The organism is Methylobacterium sp. J-088, from assembly GCF_022829295.1.
GTDB lineage: Bacteria > Pseudomonadota > Alphaproteobacteria > Rhizobiales > Beijerinckiaceae > Methylobacterium.
Window position 1 is genome coordinate 1 of the sequence record NZ_JAKSYH010000142.1, and the last position, 17,231, is coordinate 17,231.

General features: G+C 68.6%; 16 protein-coding genes and 2 pseudogenes. 6 read left to right on the forward strand and 12 right to left on the reverse strand.

The genetic code is table 11. The features are described 5' to 3' along the window. Together MKK63_RS16165 and pgeF are read right to left on the reverse strand one after the other, a co-directional pair. A pseudogene (locus MKK63_RS16165) lies at positions 1-182 on the reverse strand (porin family protein); the annotation flags it as partial. A gap of 280 nt (positions 183-462) precedes the next feature. Continuing rightward, positions 463-1,233: a peptidoglycan editing factor PgeF gene (gene pgeF / locus MKK63_RS16170; RefSeq protein WP_244003524.1), complete on the reverse strand. Its 771-nt coding sequence runs from the start codon at positions 1,231-1,233 to the stop codon at positions 463-465. Positions 1,234-1,310: 77 nt separating this feature from the next. Here pgeF and MKK63_RS16175 point away from each other — a divergent pair, with 77 nt between their 5' ends. Further along, on the forward strand, positions 1,311-1,589 hold the full coding sequence (locus MKK63_RS16175; protein WP_244003493.1) for a fibronectin-attachment protein (FAP): 279 nt from the start codon (positions 1,311-1,313) through the stop codon (positions 1,587-1,589). A gap of 12 nt (positions 1,590-1,601) precedes the next feature. Here MKK63_RS16175 and MKK63_RS16180 read toward each other — a convergent pair whose 3' ends face one another. The 10 genes and pseudogenes from MKK63_RS16180 to paoA form a co-directional block, all read right to left on the reverse strand. Beyond that, positions 1,602-2,672 carry a class I SAM-dependent methyltransferase gene (locus MKK63_RS16180; protein ID WP_244003495.1) on the reverse strand — a complete coding sequence of 357 codons (1,071 nt, stop codon included), beginning with the start codon at positions 2,670-2,672 and terminating at the stop codon, positions 1,602-1,604. Next, positions 2,669-3,571, reverse strand: coding sequence for a prolipoprotein diacylglyceryl transferase (lgt, locus tag MKK63_RS16185; RefSeq protein WP_244003497.1), 903 nt, complete (start codon positions 3,569-3,571; stop codon positions 2,669-2,671). The genes MKK63_RS16180 and lgt overlap by 4 nt, the downstream gene beginning before the upstream one ends. Positions 3,572-3,654: 83 nt before the next feature. Continuing rightward, positions 3,655-4,554 (reverse strand): VOC family protein, encoded by a 900-nt coding sequence (locus tag MKK63_RS16190; protein ID WP_244003499.1) that lies wholly within the window; start codon positions 4,552-4,554, stop codon positions 3,655-3,657. Beyond that, the gene (locus tag MKK63_RS16195) at positions 4,551-5,453 is read right to left on the reverse strand and encodes an SMP-30/gluconolactonase/LRE family protein (protein WP_244003500.1); all 903 of its coding nucleotides are present in this window, start codon (positions 5,451-5,453) and stop codon (positions 4,551-4,553) included. Before MKK63_RS16195 ends, MKK63_RS16190 begins: the two co-directional genes overlap by 4 nt. A gap of 9 nt (positions 5,454-5,462) precedes the next feature. Then, entirely contained in the window at positions 5,463-5,912 is a 450-nt protein-coding gene (locus tag MKK63_RS16200; RefSeq protein ID WP_244003502.1) for a cupin domain-containing protein, read from the reverse strand. A gap of 73 nt (positions 5,913-5,985) precedes the next feature. After that, positions 5,986-6,469 (reverse strand): annotated as a pseudogene (locus MKK63_RS16205) (DUF29 domain-containing protein). A 24-nt stretch (positions 6,470-6,493) separates the two neighbouring features. Then, a complete protein-coding gene (locus tag MKK63_RS16210) occupies positions 6,494-7,981 on the reverse strand; it encodes a replicative DNA helicase (RefSeq protein WP_244003504.1) in 1,488 nt (495 codons plus the stop codon). Between the two features lie 270 nt (positions 7,982-8,251). Continuing rightward, entirely contained in the window at positions 8,252-10,474 is a 2,223-nt protein-coding gene (locus MKK63_RS16215; protein ID WP_244003506.1) for a xanthine dehydrogenase family protein molybdopterin-binding subunit, read from the reverse strand. Between the two features lie 21 nt (positions 10,475-10,495). Then, positions 10,496-11,470 (reverse strand): FAD binding domain-containing protein, encoded by a 975-nt coding sequence (locus MKK63_RS16220; RefSeq protein ID WP_244003508.1) that lies wholly within the window; start codon positions 11,468-11,470, stop codon positions 10,496-10,498. Between the two features lie 10 nt (positions 11,471-11,480). Beyond that, positions 11,481-12,131, reverse strand: coding sequence for an aldehyde dehydrogenase iron-sulfur subunit PaoA (gene paoA, locus MKK63_RS16225; RefSeq protein ID WP_244003510.1), 651 nt, complete (start codon positions 12,129-12,131; stop codon positions 11,481-11,483). Between the two features lie 256 nt (positions 12,132-12,387). Here paoA and MKK63_RS16230 point away from each other — a divergent pair, with 256 nt between their 5' ends. The 5 genes from MKK63_RS16230 to MKK63_RS16250 all read left to right on the forward strand — a co-directional run. Then, positions 12,388-13,218, forward strand: a complete 831-nt coding sequence (locus tag MKK63_RS16230) for an aldo/keto reductase (protein WP_244003513.1) — start codon at positions 12,388-12,390, stop codon at positions 13,216-13,218. Between the two features lie 137 nt (positions 13,219-13,355). Further along, the gene (nadA, locus tag MKK63_RS16235) at positions 13,356-14,372 is read left to right on the forward strand and encodes a quinolinate synthase NadA (protein WP_244003516.1); all 1,017 of its coding nucleotides are present in this window, start codon (positions 13,356-13,358) and stop codon (positions 14,370-14,372) included. Then, a complete protein-coding gene (locus MKK63_RS16240) occupies positions 14,369-15,892 on the forward strand; it encodes an L-aspartate oxidase (protein ID WP_244003519.1) in 1,524 nt (507 codons plus the stop codon). Before nadA ends, MKK63_RS16240 begins: the two co-directional genes overlap by 4 nt. Beyond that, a complete protein-coding gene (gene nadC / locus MKK63_RS16245) occupies positions 15,889-16,761 on the forward strand; it encodes a carboxylating nicotinate-nucleotide diphosphorylase (protein WP_244003521.1) in 873 nt (290 codons plus the stop codon). Before MKK63_RS16240 ends, nadC begins: the two co-directional genes overlap by 4 nt. Before the next feature lie 160 nt (positions 16,762-16,921). After that, positions 16,922-17,231 (forward strand): KUP/HAK/KT family potassium transporter (locus MKK63_RS16250; RefSeq protein ID WP_409564520.1); only part of this gene is annotated, 310 nt, incomplete at its 3' end.

Genomic DNA, 17,231 nt, shown 5'->3' on the forward strand with positions numbered 1-17,231 from the left:
GAGCGGCTGGAGGCGTCGAAGGCGTAGCCGGCGTTGATACCGAAGTAGGCGCCCGACCAGGTGAACACCGGCACGGGGGTGAACACGGGCGGCGGGGCGGCGCGGCGCGGCAGGTCGGCGGCCGAGGCGGCGGCGGTCAGGAGCACCGTGGCGGCGCTCGCGAGAAGAAGCTTCTTGATCATCTGGTCCTCACTGGTCGTCCCGCACCGGCCGAAAGCGGACGGAGGCAGGACATGGATCGGGTTGCGCTCCAGCGGTTCCAGGGTTGCTTTGCGCTCTGCGGTGTCGCCGACCGCTTCCGCGGCCCCTTATGGCAACCCGCCGTTTTTCCCCGGCACCTTGACCCCACAACACGCTCGAATTGCCAAGGTTCAGTTACGGCTACGCTTTTTCATAGGCCGGTCGATCGACAAATTGTCGCACCCCCTGTCGGTTCCGGCCAAGCTCGTTGATTGGTCCTTCTTACGGTATGAGCGCGATGGCGGAGATCAGGCGCCCGTAATCCGGCTCGCCCCGGTGGGTGGCCCGGCGATAGCTGTAGAAGCGTTCGGCATCGGCGTAGGTGCAGAGGTTCAAGGCTGCGGCTTCGGCCACCTCGGCCTCGGCGAGCCGGGCCAGGATGAAGCCCGGCAGGTCGAACTGGGCATGATCCGCACGGGCACCAGTGCCGAGGAAGCGGTCCATTCCCGGGGCCTCGCTCCGGAAGCGGGCGATGAAATCCGGACCAACCTCATAGGAGCGCTGGCTGATCGTCGGGCCGAGCACCGCAACGATCCGGTGCCGCCGGGCGCCCAGCGCCTCCATGGCGGTCACCGTCGCTTCGATCACCCCGGTCAGCGCGCCCTTCCAGCCGGCATGGGCAGCCCCGACCACCCCCTCGGCGGGATCGGCGAACAGGATCGGCCCGCAATCTGCGGTGGCGATACCGAGTGCCAGCCCCTCCACACGAGTCACCATGGCGTCCGCCCGGGGCCGTTCTGTCGGCGCGAAGGGCGCCTCGACGGTGACGGCCTCGGCCGAGTGAACTTGGTACAGGCTCACGAGCCGGTCGGCCGGTAGCCCGAGCTGCGCGCACATCCGCGCCCGGTTCTCGATCACGTGCTCCGGCGCGTCCTGGGAGCCGAGACCTCCGTTCAAAGAGGTATAGGCGCCCTCCGAGACGCCGCCGCGGCGGGTGAAGAAGGCATGGCGGATGCCCGCGCATGCGGAGAGTTCCGGCGCTTCGATCAACAGGCCTGCGGTCACGGTCGACCCTCCATGAGTCCTGACGAGCGTTCGGGGTAGCGCCCCGATAGCGCACGGGCGGCCCCTTGACGATGTCGCTCAGACGTCAGATTCTTGCTGCAATGCAATATGAGGCCGGTACCGGCCCCATTCCGAGAAGGATTGCAATGACGCACGGGATCGAGTCCGAAGCCCTGAAGGACACGTCCAAGCCGGTGGCCGAAGCGCCCCGCAGCCCGAACTCGCCCGCGCATCCTGTCACGCGCGAGCCTGCCGCTTTCGACCCGAACGATCCGAACCCGCCGGCTCCGCCGAGCCCGCGTCCGGCAAACCAGACCGATTCCGGTTTCGGTTCGTTCGGTTGAACGCCTCCGGCGTTACGGATTCGGAAAACCCGGGAGCGGCCCCAGATCCGGGCCGCTCACCGCCAGACCCTTGAACAAGCTGCCCATCCCGGTCCGTCCGGGATCCGTCAGCCGCGCGACCGCCGCGTCGATCTCCGCCGCTTGGGCTGCCGTGGCACGGGCCTTCAGCCGCTCCGCACGTTGGCGCAGGCCAAGGCTCAGCAGGAAGTCGCCCTGATCAACCGGTCCATGGGCCCGGGCGCCGGCACTTGCGGCCGCTTTGGACAGGGCGGTGAAATCGACATGGTGCGTCAGGTCGGCCTCGCCGGGCGCCGCCAACGGATCGGTAAAGCCGTGCCGGGTCATCGCCTGAAGCGTGTCGCCGAAGCCGGGGCGGACATGGCCGTAATCGAGCATCAGCAGCGCACCGCCCATCGTGCAGAACCGCTGCGCCAGCGCGCGGATGACGGCGAGGCCCGCGCTCGGCACGCTGAGCAGCCCACCTTCCGGCCCGTCGGCGTCGAGGCTCGGGGTCGGTTCCGGTGCGAGTCCGAAGGTGAAGCCGCCCTGCGCGTCGAGGCCGACCTGACGCGCGTGCCAGCCCGCCGTACCCCGCACGAACTGAAGGACCGGCAGGCAGTCGAAGAACTCGTTGGCCAGGATGATCGCGGGCCCTTCGGGCAGGGACTCGAGGCCGTCGTGCCAACGCGCGCCCGTGCCGGCGAGGGTTCGTTCCTGCACCGCCCGCAACACCGGGCTGGTCTCGACGAGGTGTGGCGCGACACGCAGGCCCGACGCGGCGGCCCGGAGCGCCCGCAGGGCATCCGCCATCAGCGTGCCGCGGCCGGGGCCGAGTTCGATCAGGACCAGGGGATCCGGCCGGCCCATCAATTCGTGAACGTAGGCGGTCCAGGCCCCAATCAACTCGCCGAACATCTGGCTGATCTCGGGCGCCGTCGTGAAGTCGCCCCGCGCGCCCAGGGGATCCCGGGTGCGGTAATAGCCATGGACCGGGTGGCCCAGGCAGAGCGCCATGTAGCGGTCGATGCCGATCGGCCCGTTCTGGCGGATCAGCGCTGCGATCTCCGCCGCAAGCGGCGTCACGCCCCGACGGGCGCCTTGCGCGCCTCCTCGGAGGCCGGCACCTCGACCGGGTGACGCGGGCGCGTCCGGCCGGTCGCCGCCAGCACGATGTAGGTGAGGCCGACGATCATCATCGGCACGCAGAGCAGCATGCCCATGGTCACGCCGCCGCCCATCGGCCCGAGATGGTCTCCGAACAGGAAGCCGAGCTGCCGGTCCGGCTCGCGGAAGAACTCGCAGACCGTCCGGGCCAGGGCGTAGCCCAGGACGAAGATGCCGCCGAGCAGACCGGGTTTGCGGAAGCCGAACCGGCGGACGCTGATCGCCATCACGATGAACAGCAGCAGGCCCTCGGTGGCCGCCTCGTAGAGCTGGCTTGGATGGCGCGGCAGAGGACCGCCGCTCGGAAACACGATCGCATAGGGGAAGTCGGGCGCGACGCGGCCCCACAGCTCGCCGTTCACGAAATTGGCGATCCGGCCGAAGAACAGGCCGATCGGCACGACCACGGCGCCGATATCGAGCAGCGTGTAGCCGTTCAGCCCTTTGGACCGGGCGAACAGCAGGAAGGCCAGGATCGCCCCGATGAACCCGCCGTGGAACGACATGCCGCCGTTGCGGATCGCCAGGATCTCCCACGGATCGGCGATGTACATCGGCAGGTTGTAGAACAGCACGTAGCCGATCCGCCCGCCCAGCACGACGCCGAGCGCCACCCAGACGACGAGATCGTCGATATCGACCACCTGCGGGCGCTTCACCACGCCCCAGAGGCTGTCGGCCATGACGAGGCGGCGCGCGTAGTACCAGCCGCCGATCAAGCCGGCGATGTAGGCGAGCGCGTACCATTTGATCGTGATCGGCCCGATCGCGAGCGCCACCGGATCGATGGCCGGAAAGGGCAGGGCGAGGAACGGCATCGGTCTCACCTCCGGGGCGGCCGGATTGGACGCCGGAGGGGCGGCGCGTCAAGCCCACATGAAGCTTTGCCGGAGGCGGGGCATCAGGCTGGCACGAACAGGAAGCCGTGTCCGTCCGGTCCGGCGCAATAGATGGCTGCGTCGTCCGCGGAGGCCCGTGGCGACAGTCCGGCCTCGCGCAGGCGTCGCACGAGGCCCTTCGGATCGGCCGTCGAGAAAATGGAGCGGGTCGCGGCTCGGTCGGCAGGGCCGTATGACTGCCGCCGCCGCTGCGTGGCCGGCGCGCGGTAATGCAGCAGCTCCACGTGCGGCGCGGGTTCCGGAGGCTCCAGCGCGATCACGTCGACCTTGGGATCGTCCACGCCGTCGAGGCGCGCCTGCTCCGGGCCCTGGTTCAGTCCGCGCTGCGCCACCGTGAGGCCGAGCGGTCCGGTCAGAAAGGCCAGGGCGGCGTCGAGGTCGGCGACGGTGATCGCCGAATGGTCGATGCCGAGGAACAGGCCGGGCGCGTGCCGCCAGCGCGCGGCCGGTGGCCCGTCCGGGAACCCGATCAGCTCCAGCGGATGCCCGTCCGGGTCTCGGAACTTGTAGGCTGTCACACCCCCCGAGGAGGCCGGCAGGCGTTGGGCGCCGTCGCGGCTGATCGGCGTCGGGCCGACCTGGGCGAGCTGTGCCGTCGCGGCATCCATGTCGCGGACGGGGATCGCGAAGTGCTGGAAGAACGGGTCGGTCGCCGCGGGATCGGGCGGGTAGGGCGCGCCGGGCGGATCGACTGTGAGGAAGGTCACGCTTTGCGCCCCGAGCCGCATCCGCAGCTGCGTCGCGCGCCTGTCAGCGAGCCCCATCGCTTCCGCCTGGGCGGCCGGCACGGGCTCCGGTGGGGCGACCCGCGCGAAGCCAAGGCCGTCTCGATAGAACGCCTCCGTGGCCGCAAGGTCCGCGACGGTACGGCCGAATCCGACGATCGCGCGCACCCCGCTCACAGGAGTGGTGCTCCGCGGACATTGACGTAGATCGCGTAGATCGCTTGCGAAGCGCACAGGAACAAACGGCTGTTGTTGCGGCCGCCGAAGGCGAGGTTGGCCACCGTCGCGGGAACCAGGATCTTGCCGACCAGCGCGCCGCCGGGATCGATGCAATGGACGCCGTCCCCGGCGCTCGACCAGATGTTGCCGTGCTCGTCGCAGCGGATCCCGTCGGCATTGCCGGGCGCGATCTTGAAGAGCACGTCGCCCCCGGACAGGCTGCCATCTTCGACCACGTCGAAGGCGCGCACGTGCTGCACCGGTTCGGGAGCGAACTGCAGCCCGGTCTCCACGATGTAGAGACGGCGCTCGTCGGGGGAGAAGCACAGGCCGTTCGGCCCCTGGAAATCGTCCGCCACCACCCGCAGCGAGCCGTCCCGCGGGTCGAACCGATAGACCGCGGCGGGCAGCTCGGCCTCCTGCTTGCCGCCCTCGTAGTCGGTCTGGATGCCGTAGGGCGGATCGGAGAACCAGATCGTCCCGTCCGACTTGCAGACGACGTCGTTGGGCGAATTCAGGCGCCGCCCCTGGTAGCGCTCGACGAGACCGGTGATGCTGCCGTCGAGCTCGGTCCGGTGGATGCGCCGGGCGCGATGCGAGCAGGACAACAGCCGGCCCTGCCGGTCGCGGGCATGGCCGTTCTCGAAGTCGCCGGCGTCGCGATAGACGCTGAGGCCCGCCGAATCGGCCCAGCGCATCACCCGGTTGTTGGGCAGATCGGAGAAGAGCAACTCGTCCCGGTCGCCGAAGAAGACCGGCCCCTCGGTCCAGCGGAAACCGTCGGCGAGTTTCTCCAGGGGCGCATTCGGCAGCACGTAGGCTTTAAAGCGCGGCTGCGTGAACTCGAACCCGTCCATGGCGCGGCCCTACTTGAAGCGGCCCGGCTGATTCAATGTCGGTTCGACCTGCAGACCTGTCACGATCATCGTGCAGGGTTCGTCACCGACAGTGCCGGACAGGTGACCCTTCCGGCCGTCGCGCGCCTTCGTATTCTGATCCTCGCCCATCATCAGCTCGCCCGGGCCCATTTCGACCCGGTGGCCATCCATGGTTTCTACGAACCAGCGGCCGGAGAGGATCGCGATCCATTGCGGGCGCGGATTCTCATGCCATTCGCCAACCCAGCCCACCGGCAGGACCGTGAAGGTGACGACCGAGGGCGCCGGATCCATCTTGTCGTTCCACTGCGGCGCGGTTTCGGGGTCGATGCCCTCGAACTTGAACCGCTCAAGGTGGAACAGCTCCTGGCGGCTCATCCCTTCCGCGTCGGTGTAGACGTGCCAGTAGGGCATTTTCGGAGGGGTGGGTTCGGTCATCGTCGTTCCTGCGGCGGCGGGGATCAGGGTCCTCGCACAACGAGCGGGTTCGGCGATGGTTCGCGGCGGACGATCAGACGTCCTCTCCGCTTGGAGGCCACGGGACCGGCCGCGTCATGATCGCGTCCCAGGCATACGGGCAGGTCGCCGGGACGATGTCCTCGTCGAGACCGGTTTCGCCCGCAGCCTCGATCCGCGCACGATGATAGGCACGTGCGACAAGCCCCTCGATCTGCGAGCGCAGGCTTGGGCTGTCGTCGAGCCGCTCCTCGACCACGCAGCGTTGTGTCCGGATCGATGTGACCCAGCTCCGGCTTCGCCGGGCAGGTTGATGATCCCATTTCAGCAGATGCAGCAGGATCACGCTGAGAGCGCTGGTCAGCGCATGACGCTCGCTGCGGCCCAAGATGCTCGATGTCGAGGCGAGACCAAGAGCCCGCGCGCAGAAAGCGCGTCTGCTCCTGAACCCAGGCATGGACATCGCCCTCATAATCTGTGGCGATCGTCCCGCGCGCAGCACGCTTTGGAGCTGTCACAGCTGCCTCCTCGTCGCCCATCCGTAAACGGGCAAGACAAGCCTATCACATCTGCTCGGGGATCCGGTCCGTCTGCGCGAGGTTCGAGAACCGGGTGATGTTGGCGTCGAACTGCAACTCCACGGTGCCGGTCGGGCCGTGACGCTGCTTGCCGAGGATCACCTCGGCCTTGCCGTGGACGCGCTGCATCTCGGCTTCCCAGGCGAAGAACTCCTCCGTGCCTTCGCGGGGCTTCTTATTGCCGACGTAATACTCCTCGCGGAACACGAACATCACCACGTCGGCGTCCTGCTCGATCGAGCCTGATTCACGCAGGTCCGAGAGCTGGGGACGCTTGTCGTCGCGGTTCTCCACCTGACGGGAGAGCTGCGACAGGCCGATCACCGGCACCGCCAGCTCCTTGGCCAGCGCCTTCATGCCGGTGGTGATCTCGGTCATCTCCTGCACCCGGTTGTCGCTGCGCTTGCCGGAGCCCGAGAGCAACTGAAGATAGTCCACGATCAACAGGTCGAGGCCCTTCTGCCGCTTCAGGCGCCGCGCGCGCGCGGACAGCTGGGCGATCGAGATGCCACCGCTCTGGTCGATGTAGAACGGGATCGTCTGCATGTCCCGGGCAGCATCGGTGATCTTGTAGAAGTCCTCGGGCCGGATGTCGCCGCGGCGGATCTTGTAGGACGGCACGCCCGACTGCTCGGCGATGATACGGGTGGCGAGCTGCTCGGCCGACATTTCGAGCGAGAAGAAGCCCACGATACCGCCGTTCACGGTCTTGGTCGTGCCGTCCGGCTGCTTTTCGCCGCGGTATGCCTTGGCGATGTTGAAGGCGATGTTGGTCACCAGCGAGGTCTTGCCCATCGCCGGGCGGCCCGCGAGGATGATCAGATCGGAGGGCTGCAGGCCGCCCATCTTGGCATCGAGGTCGGAGAGGCCCGTGGCGATGCCCGAGAGCTTGCCGTCGCGCTGATAGGCCTTGGCGGCCATGTCGACCGCGGCGGTCAGCGCGTCCGAGAATTTCTGGAAGCCGCCGTCGTAGCGTCCGGCCTCGGCCAGTTCGTAGAGCCGCCGCTCGGTCTCCTCGATCTGGTCCCGCGGCGCCTGCTCGACCGGGGCCTCGTAGGCGCCGTTGACCAGATCCTCGCCGATCGTGATCAGGCGCCGGCGGATCGCGAGGTCGTAGATCGCGCGGCCGTAATCGCCCGCGTTGATCACTGTGGTGGCGTCGGCAGCGAGCCGGGCGAGGTACTGCATCACCGTCTGGCCGCCGAAATCGGCATCGCCCAGATAGGTCTTCATGGTGATGGGCGTGGCGAGCTTGCCGGCCCGGATCAGCGAGGCCGCCACCGTGTAGATCTGCTGGTGGGCATCCTCCATGAAATGCTCAGGCAGCAGGAAATCCGACACTCGATAATAGGCGTCGTTGTTCACCAGGATCGCGCCCAGCAGTGCCTGCTCCGCATCGATATTGTGCGGGGCGACGCGGTATTCGGCCTGGACCGCTTCCAGCTTGGCCGTGAGCGCATTGGGCAGGGCCATCGGCGGACGACTCCGTAACAAGCGCCGCGGCGGGCGCACCAGGATCACACCGCACGACCTTGGCCACGGTATGGTTACCGAAGCTTAGCCGACGGCCGGTTCTCCCGGGCCGAGGCACGGAAAAGCGGACGCCCGCCGACTCGCATGAGTGGCGGGCGTCCATGCTGGAACAAAACTGGAACATGTCAAGTCTCGGAGACGATCATCCCCATTGTCCACCGCTATACAGCCGTCGGAACCACTACCCCGTGGTCCCGCTCGCAAGCCGCCTCACGTCCGCCGCTGGGCCTGCCCCTCCTGCTCCTCGAAGCCCTTGAGCATCTTGTCGAGCGTCAGCGGGTACTCGCGCACGCGGATCCCGGTGGCGTTGTAGATCGCATTCGCGAGCGAAGCGCCGGCACCGCAGATGCCGAGTTCGCCGAGGCCCTTGCTCTTCAGCGGGTTGGTCTTGTCGTCGAGCTCCGGCAGGAACACCGCGTCGATCTCCGGGATGTCGGCGTGGACCGCCACATGATACTCGGCAAGATCGTGGTTGACGAAGTAGCTGTAGCGTGGATCGACCACCGCATCCTCCATCAATGCCGCGCCGACCCCGAAGGTCATGCCGCCGATCGCTTGGCTGCGGGCCGTCTTGGCGTTGAGGATGCGTCCGCCGGTGAACACCCCAAGCATCCGCCGCAGCCGGATCTCGCCGGTATCGACGTCGACGCCCACTTCGGCGAAATGCGCGCCGTAGGAATATTGCGAGAATTTCTGTTTCATCTCGCCCGGCTTGATCTCACCGGACGCTTCGAGCCCCGATCCGGCGAGGTCGGTCAGCGCCTCGGTGCGATTGCCGGACGTGACGGCCCCGTCCCGGAACGTCGCCCCATCGGCGTTGAGGTCGCCGGCCTTGAGAAGAGCCTGCCGCAGGTTGTCGCAGGCGACGTAGAGCGCGGAGCCCGCCGAGGCGGCACCGAACGAACCGCCCGACCCCGACGCCATCGGGAAATTCGTGTCGCCGATCTCGACCCGTACGCGCTCGGGCGGCAGGCCCAGCATCTCGCCGGCGATCTGGGTGAGGATCGTGTACGTACCGGTGCCGGGATCGGTCATCGCCATCTGCACGACCAGTACGCCGTCCGGCCCGAGCCGGACCTTGGCGGCCGACGGCATCAGCGGGTTGAGCCGGGCGGCGGCCGACATACCCATGCCGACGAGCCAGTTGCCCTCACGCCGGCTGCCCGTCGCTTGCCGCTTGTCCCAGCCGAACAAGCGGGCACCCTCCCGCATGCACGGCACGAGCTGGCGGGTCGAGAACGGCACCTTCTTCTCGGGATCCTCAACCGGCTCGTTGAGCACCCGCAGCTCGATCGGATCGATCTTCAGCTGCTCGGCCAGCTCATCCATGGCGCACTCGAAGGCGAGCTGGCCGACGGCCTCGCCGGGCGCGCGCATCGAGGAGGCGATCGGCATGTTCAGGTTCACGAGCCGGTGGCGCGTGACCCGGTTCTGCGCCGCGTAGAGAGACCGGGTGACGTTGGCCGAGGTCTCGAAGAACCCGTCGCCCTCAGCGGTGTCGGACCACGATTCGTGGCCAATCGCCGAGAGGCGCCCGTCTTTATCCGCACCCAGCCGGATCCGCTGGATCGTGTCGGTGCGGTGGGTGGCGACGTGAAATTCCTGCTGGCGGGTCAGTGCAACCTTCACGGGGCGCTGGACGACTTTCGAGGCCAGGATCGCAAGCGTCGCCTCCGGCTGGACCTGGAGCTTCGCGCCGAAGCCGCCACCGATATAGGGGCTGACGATCCGCACCTTCTCGGGCGGCAGCTTCAGCACCGAGCCCAGCGCCTTCTGGCCGCGATTCGGCATCTGGTTGGCGGTGTAGAGCACGACGCCATCGCCCTCCCACGACGCGATGGTGGCGTGGGGCTCCATCTGCGCGTGGATCTGGTTCGGCGTGACGTATTCCACGTCGAGCTTCACGGGCGCGGCCGCGAACGCAGCGTCGAAGTCGCCGAGCTTGGAATCCGGCGGGGAATTGACCGGCTTCGGCTCGTAGGCCGAAGCTAGGCTGTCCTTCAGCAGCCCCTTGGGCTTGGTCACATCGTACCGCACCTTGACCAGCATCGCGGCGGCGCGAGCCTGCTCGAAGGTCTCCGCCACCACGAAGGCGACCGGCTGCCCGTAGAAATTGATCCCGGTCCCCTGGAGCTGTGGCCAGACCTGCTCCTTCTTCTCGCCCTGCTCGGGCACGTTCTCGTGGGTCAGGACCAGGATCGTGCCCGGCGCCTTGCGCGCGGCGTCCGCATCGATCGACCGGATCGTGCCGGACGCGATCGTCGCCGGCACGATGTAGCCGTAGGCGGGGTTCTTGAGCGCTTGGGTCTCGTACGCGTAGGGCACATGGCCCATGACCTTGAGTTTGCCCTCGACCCGGCTGAGCGGCTTGCCGACGAGGCCGTCGGGACGGTCGTCGAGCGGCGTCCGGCCGATCGGCTGATTCATCTCCATGGGAACGGTCCTTGCCGGGATTTAAGCGCGGGTCGCCTGCGCCACGACGGCGCGCAGGGTCCGACGGGTCAGCGGGATCTTGAAGTCGTTGCTGCCGTAGCCGCGGGCGCCTTTGAGCACCGCATCGGCGGCGGCATCCGCCGAGCCGGTCTGCACCAGAGCCGTCTCGGCCTCGGCCACCCGCCAGGGCTTGTGCGCCAGACCGCCGAAGGCCAGGCGCGCGGCCTGAGGCTTACCGCCTTCGGCCCCTGCGATCACCGCGGCCACCGAGACAGTGGCGAAGGCATAGGACGCCCGGTCGCGGACCTTCCGGTAGATGTGCAGGCCAGCCACCGGCTTCGGCAGCGTCACGGCGGTGATGATCTCGCCCTTGCGCAGCTCGGTCTCGATGTGCGGGGTGTCGCCCGGAAGCTTGTGGAAGTCGGCGATCGGGATGCTGCGCGCTGCACCGTCCGGGTTCATCGTCTCGACGGTGGCGTCCAGCGCCCGCATGGCGACTGCCATGTCGGACGGGTTGGTGGCGATGCAGGCTTCACTCGCGCCGACGATCGCCATGATCCGGTTGAACCCGCCGATCGCCGAGCAGCCGGAGCCGGGCTCGCGCTTATTGCAGGGCATCGCCGTGTCATAGAAGTAGTAGCAGCGGGTCCGCTGGAGGAGGTTGCCGGCAGTGGTCGCCTTGTTGCGCAGCTGTCCCGAGGCGCCGGCCAGCAGCGCCTTGGCGAGAACCGCGTAGTCCTTCCGGACCCGCGGGTCGGCCGCGAGGTCGGCGTTGCGCACCAGGGCGCCGATGCGCAACCCGCCCTCCTGCGTGGCATCGACCGTGCCGAGGGGCAGCCGGTTGACGTCGATCAGGGTCGCCGGGGTCTCGATCTGGAGCTTCATCAGATCGAGCAGATTGGTGCCGCCGGCGATGAACTTCGCATTCGGCCGCTCGGCCGCGAGCTTGGCGGCGTCCTGCACAGTCGTAGGACGCTCGTACGTGAAGGCCTTCATGTCCGGCCCCTCAGAGGTTGCTGGCGGCGGTGTCGCGGATCGCCGCGACGATGTTCGGGTAGGCGCTGCAACGGCAGAGATTGCCGCTCATCCGCTCGCGGATCTCGGCGTCGCTGAGCGTCGGGGTCGCCGCGATGTCCTCGGTGACGTGGCTCGGCCAGCCGGCCTTGGCCTCGCTGAGCATGCCGACCGAGGAGCAGATCTGGCCCGGCGTGCAGTAGCCGCACTGGAAGCCGTCATGCTCCAGAAAGGCCGCCTGCATCGGGTGCAGCTTGTCGCCGTCGGCCAAACCCTCGATCGTGGTGATCGAATCGCCCTCGTGCATCGCCGCAAGCGTCAGGCATGAATTGATGCGTCGTCCGTCGACCAGCACCGTGCAAGCGCCGCACTGGCCGTGATCGCAACCCTTCTTCGTGCCGGTCAGCGCGAGATGCTCGCGCAGCGCGTCGAGCAGGGTGGTGCGCGTATCGAGGACGAGGTCGTGCGGCTGGCCGTTGATGGTGAGGCGTACCGGCATGGTCTGTGGGGCCGGGTCGCCCGGCGCGGCGACGGCGGGTGCCGGACGGAAGCCCAAGGCGCCGAGCGCCCCGGCCGCGGCGCAGCCCTCCACAACGGCGCGCCGCGTCAGTGTTAACGGTGCCTTCGGGGTCTCGTCGATCATGCTGCTATCCCGCCCGGGCGCAGCGCGTCACGGCGCAGCGCAGCCTGGTATCCAGCGTGCCAACGCCCGGCTCGACGGATTAGATCCGGTCCAGACTGCGCCCGTTCAACGCGGACCGGCGGCGTCCAAGAACCCGATCGGGCGACACGGATCGGCCATTCCCCATCGCTTCGACGCGCACGAGGACGAGGTTGCTTCGGAACGTGTCACGCCACCATCATTTGGGTCGATCGAGACTCATCCGCGAGATCCCAGCATGGCCGAGACCGTCCCGACCCTTGCCCTCAATGACGGGCACCGTATCCCGCAGATCGGCTATGGCTGCTGGCAGCTCTCCGATGCGCAGGCGCCCGAACTCGTCGGCAAGGCACTCCAGGCCGGCTACCGCCTGATCGACACCGCGGCGGCCTACGGCAACGAGGCCGGCGTCGGACGCGCGGTCCGCGACGCGCAGGTCTCGCGGGACGAGATCGTCCTCACCACCAAGCTCTGGAACGACCGCCAGGGCCGCGACGAAGCGCGGCGGGCTTTCGACGAGAGCCTGAAGCGCCTCGGCCTGCCCTACGTCGATCTCTACCTGATCCACTGGCCGTGCCCGCAGCGGCACCTGTTCGTCGAGACCTGGAAGACCTTGATCGAACTTCAGAAGGAGGGCCGTGCGAAGTCGATCGGCGTCTCGAACTTCACGCCCGAGCACATCGCCACGCTGGTGGCGGAGACCGGTGTCACCCCGGCGGTGAATCAGATCGAGCTGCACCCGCATTTCCAGCGCAAGGCCCCGAGGACAGACGACGCCCGTCACGGGATCGTGACAGAATCGTGGAGCCCGCTCGGCCAGGGCAAGGAGCTGAACGATCCGGCTATTCTCGCGATCGCGAAGGCGCACGGAAAGACCGCCGCCCAGGTGGTCCTGCGCTGGCAGGTGCAGACCGGCTGCGTCGCGATCCCGAAGACGGCGCGGCCCGAGCGCATCATCGAGAATATCGCGCTGTTCGATTTCGAACTCTCGACCCAGGAGATGGACCGGATCGCCGCCCTGGACCGGCCCGACGGCCGCATCGGGCCCGATCCCGCGACCTTCTGCTGAGCCGATACCCTTCTGCGGCGCAGCATGACACCGCGCCGCAAAAGATTTATGCTCAGAGCTAGCATATCTAGACAGGCGCCCTCTGCCCCCATAAGTTAGGCGGCACAATGCTCAAACTGAGCATAATGGAGGACGCCATGGCGGCGACCGTTGCACCCGTCTCGCGCACGCCCATCCAGGGCCTGCCGTTGCCCGACCTCTACGCCCGCGTCAGCCGGCACGTTCCGGCGATCGAGTGGCCGGCGCTCGCACCGGATATCGAGGCGATCCTGCGCCTGAAGCGGGAGCGCAACGCCGTGATCCTGGCGCACAATTACCAAGCGCCGGAAATTTTCCACACGGTGGCCGACATTGTGGGCGACAGCCTTGCGCTCGCCCGCGAGGCCGTGACCGTCGATGCCGACGTGATTGTCCTGGCAGGCGTCCACTTCATGGCGGAGACCGCCAAGCTTCTGAACCCGAGCAAGACCGTTCTGATCCCCGACATGGGCGCCGGTTGCTCGCTGGCCGATTCGATCACCGCCGCGGACGTGCGCGGCCTGCGGGCCAAATACCCGGGCGTGCCGATCGTGACCTACGTGAACACCTCGGCGGCCGTGAAGGCCGAGTCGGACCTGTGCTGCACCTCAGGCAACGCTGTCGCCGTGGTGCGGTCGCTGAACGCCCCCCGAGTTCTGATGATCCCGGACGAGTTCCTGGCGCAGAACGTCCAGGCCGAGGTCCCGGAGGTCGAGATCCTGACCTGGGCCGGTCACTGCGAGGTGCACGAGCGCTTCACCCCGGCCGATATCCGCGACGTCCGCGACAGCTATCCCGGAGTTACGGTCATCGCGCACCCCGAATGCCCGCCGGATGTGGTGGCCGAGTCCGATTTCTCCGGCTCGACCGCCATGATGATGGACTTCGTGCTGCAGAAGCGCCCGAGCCAGGTGGTGCTCGTGACCGAGTGCTCGATGGCCGACAACATCGCGGCGGCCAACCCGGATATCGAGTTCATCAAGCCCTGCAACATGTGCCCGCACATGAAGCGGATGAGCCTGAGCAACATTCGCCGTGCGCTCGAAACGATGACCCATGAGGTCACGGTCGATCCGGCTTTGGCCGATCGTGCCCGGGCCGCTGTGGAACGCATGCTCCAGGTGCGCACGCGATGAACGCCATCTCCCCCAACAATGCTGACCGCGTGATCGTGGTCGGCGGCGGCGTCGCGGGCCTCAGCGTCGCGCTGCGCCTCGCACCCCGTCCGGTGACACTGGTCACCGCCTCGGCGATCGGCTTCGGCACTGCCACCGGCTGGGCCCAGGGAGGCATCGCCGCCGCGGTTGGCGCCGACGACGCGGCGGCGCTCCATGCCGCCGACACGGAAGCCGCCGGGGCCGGGCTGACCGAGCCCGAGGTCGCGCTCCGGGTCGCGCAGGAAGGTCCGGCGCTGATCGACTGGCTGGTACGCCTCGGCGTGCCGTTCGACCGCACCGGGGATGCTGCGCTCGCCCTCGGGCTGGAGGCGGCGCATGGCCGCCGTCGCATCGTCCGCTCCGGCGGCGACGCCACCGGGGCCCGCGTGCTCGAAGGGTTGGTGCGGGCCGTGCTGTCCGCACCGTCCGTGGAGGTCGTCGAGGCGCGCGCCTGCGACCTGCTGCGGGACACGAACGGGGCCGTGGCCGGTATCGTGGCCGAGCGCGACGGCGCCCTGTTCCGGATTCCGGCCCGCGCGGTGGTGCTCGCCACCGGCGGCGTCGGCGCGCTCTACGCGGCGACGACGAATCCGACGGGTGCCGTCGGCCGCGGTCTGGCGCTCGCCGCCCGCGCCGGCGCGGTGATGCGCGACATGGAGTTCGTGCAGTTCCACCCCACCGCCATCGCGGCCGGTGCCGATCCGATGCCGCTCGCCACCGAGGCCCTGCGCGGGGAGGGTGCCCGGTTGATCGACGAAACCGGCGCACCCGTTATGGCCGGTATCGCGGGTGGCGATCTCGCGCCCCGTGACGTGGTCGCGCGCGGCATCTTCCAGGCGCTGCAACGGGGCCGCACGGTCTATCTCGATGCCCGTGGGGCGCTCGGCGCTTCGATGCCGACACGCTTCCCGACCGTTGCGGGCCTCTGCGCCGCGGCCGGCATCGACCCGGCCGTGCAGCCGATCCCGGTCCGCCCGGCCGCGCACTACCACATGGGCGGTGTGAAGGTGGACACCCACGGTACCACCTCGGTGCCGGGCCTCTACGCCTGCGGCGAGGTGTCCTCGACGGGGCTGCACGGCGCCAATCGGCTCGCCAGCAATTCCCTGCTGGAGGGCTTGGCCTATGCGCGCTTCATCGCCGATGGGCTCGACGCGCCGCCCCCCGCGGCCATCGTGCCCGAGGCCGTGACCCTGCGGGCCGGTAGCGACTTGCCGGCGCTGCGGGGGCTGATGGAGAGCAAGGTCGGTGTCGTCCGCGACGCGGCCGGGCTCGCCGAGGCCGTCGCCATCCTCGAGCCGAAGGCGGAAGGCTGCGATGCCGCCCTGGTGGCGTTGCTCATCACCCGCAGTGCGCTGGCGCGCCAGGAGAGCCGCGGCGCCCATTGGCGCAGCGATTTCCCCCACCTCGCCCCGGCGGCCCACACCGAGACCACGCTGGCCGAGTTGTCCGCCGCGCCCCGCACGATCCCGTCCGCCGAGGAGGCGCTGACGCCATGATTCAGTCGGTCCTCTCCGAAGAGATCTTGCCCCTGCCGCGACTCCTCGTGGAGCCGGTGGTTCGCGCCGCCCTCCTCGAGGATCTGGGCCGCGCGGGCGACATCACCACCGACGCCATCGTGTCCCCGGGCGAGCGCATGCGCGGGGTGATCGCCTCCCGGCAGGACGGCGTCATCTCGGGCACCGACGCCGCCGCCATCGCGTTCGCCCTGGTGGATCCGGCCGTGACCGTCACGGTCGAGCGCGGCGACGGCGCCCGCGTTGCGCCCGGCGACGTGGTGCTGCGCCTCGAAGGTCCGGCCCGGGCGATCCTGACGGCCGAGCGCGTCGCCCTCAACCTGCTCTGTCGAATGTCGGGTGTAGCCACGGCCACCCACGGTCTCGTCGAAGCGGCGCGCCCGCATGGCAAGGCGTCGATCGTCTGCACGCGCAAGACAACCCCGGGTCTGCGCGCCCTGGAGAAGCACGCCGTGCGCGCCGGCGGCGGCTCGAATCACCGGTTCGGCCTCGACGACGCGGTGCTTATCAAGGACAACCACGTGGCGGTGGCGGGCGGTATCGTTCCAGCGATCGAGCGCGCCCGCTCCCGGGCCGGACACCTCGTGAAGATCGAGTGCGAGGTCGACAGCCTGGAGCAGCTGGCGGAAGCGCTCTCGGTCGGTATCGACGCGGTGCTCCTCGACAATATGGGTCCCGACCAGCTCGCTCGCGCGGTGGCGATGATCGAAGGACGTGCCCTCTCGGAGGCCTCGGGCCGGATCACCCGGGAGACCGTGGGGGCGGTGGCGGCCTCCGGTGTCGACTTGATCTCCTGCGGCTGGATCACCCACTCGGCGGCGATCATCGATCTGGGCCTGGACGCGGCCTGAGCTGGTTGTCTCCCGGGCCGCGTCGGGCGGACACGCCACTGTCATCACGTTCGGGTGACAAGTCTTGGCTCCGATCATCTCTCAGTTGATCGAAGCCTATCGTCGCAGAGCCGACTCGCTATGGTTTCGCGAACAGCGACGCCATCGCCGGGACCCGCCCGTGAGCCAAGCCTTGAACCCTGCGGCAGCCCCAGCGGTCGATCTTCCGGCGGCGCGTGTGCCGCGCAAGCCCGGCGCGGTCCGTCACGGACCCGGCGCGGCGCTGATGCTCGGTGCCCTCGGCGTCGTCTACGGCGATATCGGCACGAGCCCGCTTTACGCGTTCAAGGAGGCCGTGAAAGCCGCCACCAGCGGCGGCGCCTCGGTGCCGGCGGCGGCCACCGGCGCGGTGTCGCTGATCCTGTGGTCGCTGATCCTGATCGTCTCGCTCAAATACGCGGTGCTGATCCTGCGCGCCGACAACCGCGGCG

Excerpts from the sequence above, each read along its gene's own strand:
- MKK63_RS16230 (WP_244003513.1), top strand. The coding sequence starts at position 12,388 with ATGGCCGAGACCGTCCCGACCCTTGCCCTCAATGACGGGCACCGTATC.
- nadA (WP_244003516.1), top strand. The coding sequence starts at position 13,356 with ATGGCGGCGACCGTTGCACCCGTCTCGCGCACGCCCATCCAGGGCCTG.
- paoA (WP_244003510.1), bottom strand. The coding sequence starts at position 12,131 with ATGATCGACGAGACCCCGAAGGCACCGTTAACACTGACGCGGCGCGCC.
- MKK63_RS16220 (WP_244003508.1), bottom strand. The coding sequence starts at position 11,470 with ATGAAGGCCTTCACGTACGAGCGTCCTACGACTGTGCAGGACGCCGCC.
- nadC (WP_244003521.1), top strand. The coding sequence starts at position 15,889 with ATGATTCAGTCGGTCCTCTCCGAAGAGATCTTGCCCCTGCCGCGACTC.
- MKK63_RS16200 (WP_244003502.1), bottom strand. The coding sequence starts at position 5,912 with ATGACCGAACCCACCCCTCCGAAAATGCCCTACTGGCACGTCTACACC.
- MKK63_RS16215 (WP_244003506.1), bottom strand. The coding sequence starts at position 10,474 with ATGGAGATGAATCAGCCGATCGGCCGGACGCCGCTCGACGACCGTCCC.
- MKK63_RS16195 (WP_244003500.1), bottom strand. The coding sequence starts at position 5,453 with ATGGACGGGTTCGAGTTCACGCAGCCGCGCTTTAAAGCCTACGTGCTG.
- lgt (WP_244003497.1), bottom strand. The coding sequence starts at position 3,571 with ATGCCGTTCCTCGCCCTGCCCTTTCCGGCCATCGATCCGGTGGCGCTC.
- MKK63_RS16240 (WP_244003519.1), top strand. The coding sequence starts at position 14,369 with ATGAACGCCATCTCCCCCAACAATGCTGACCGCGTGATCGTGGTCGGC.
- MKK63_RS16210 (WP_244003504.1), bottom strand. The coding sequence starts at position 7,981 with ATGGCCCTGCCCAATGCGCTCACGGCCAAGCTGGAAGCGGTCCAGGCC.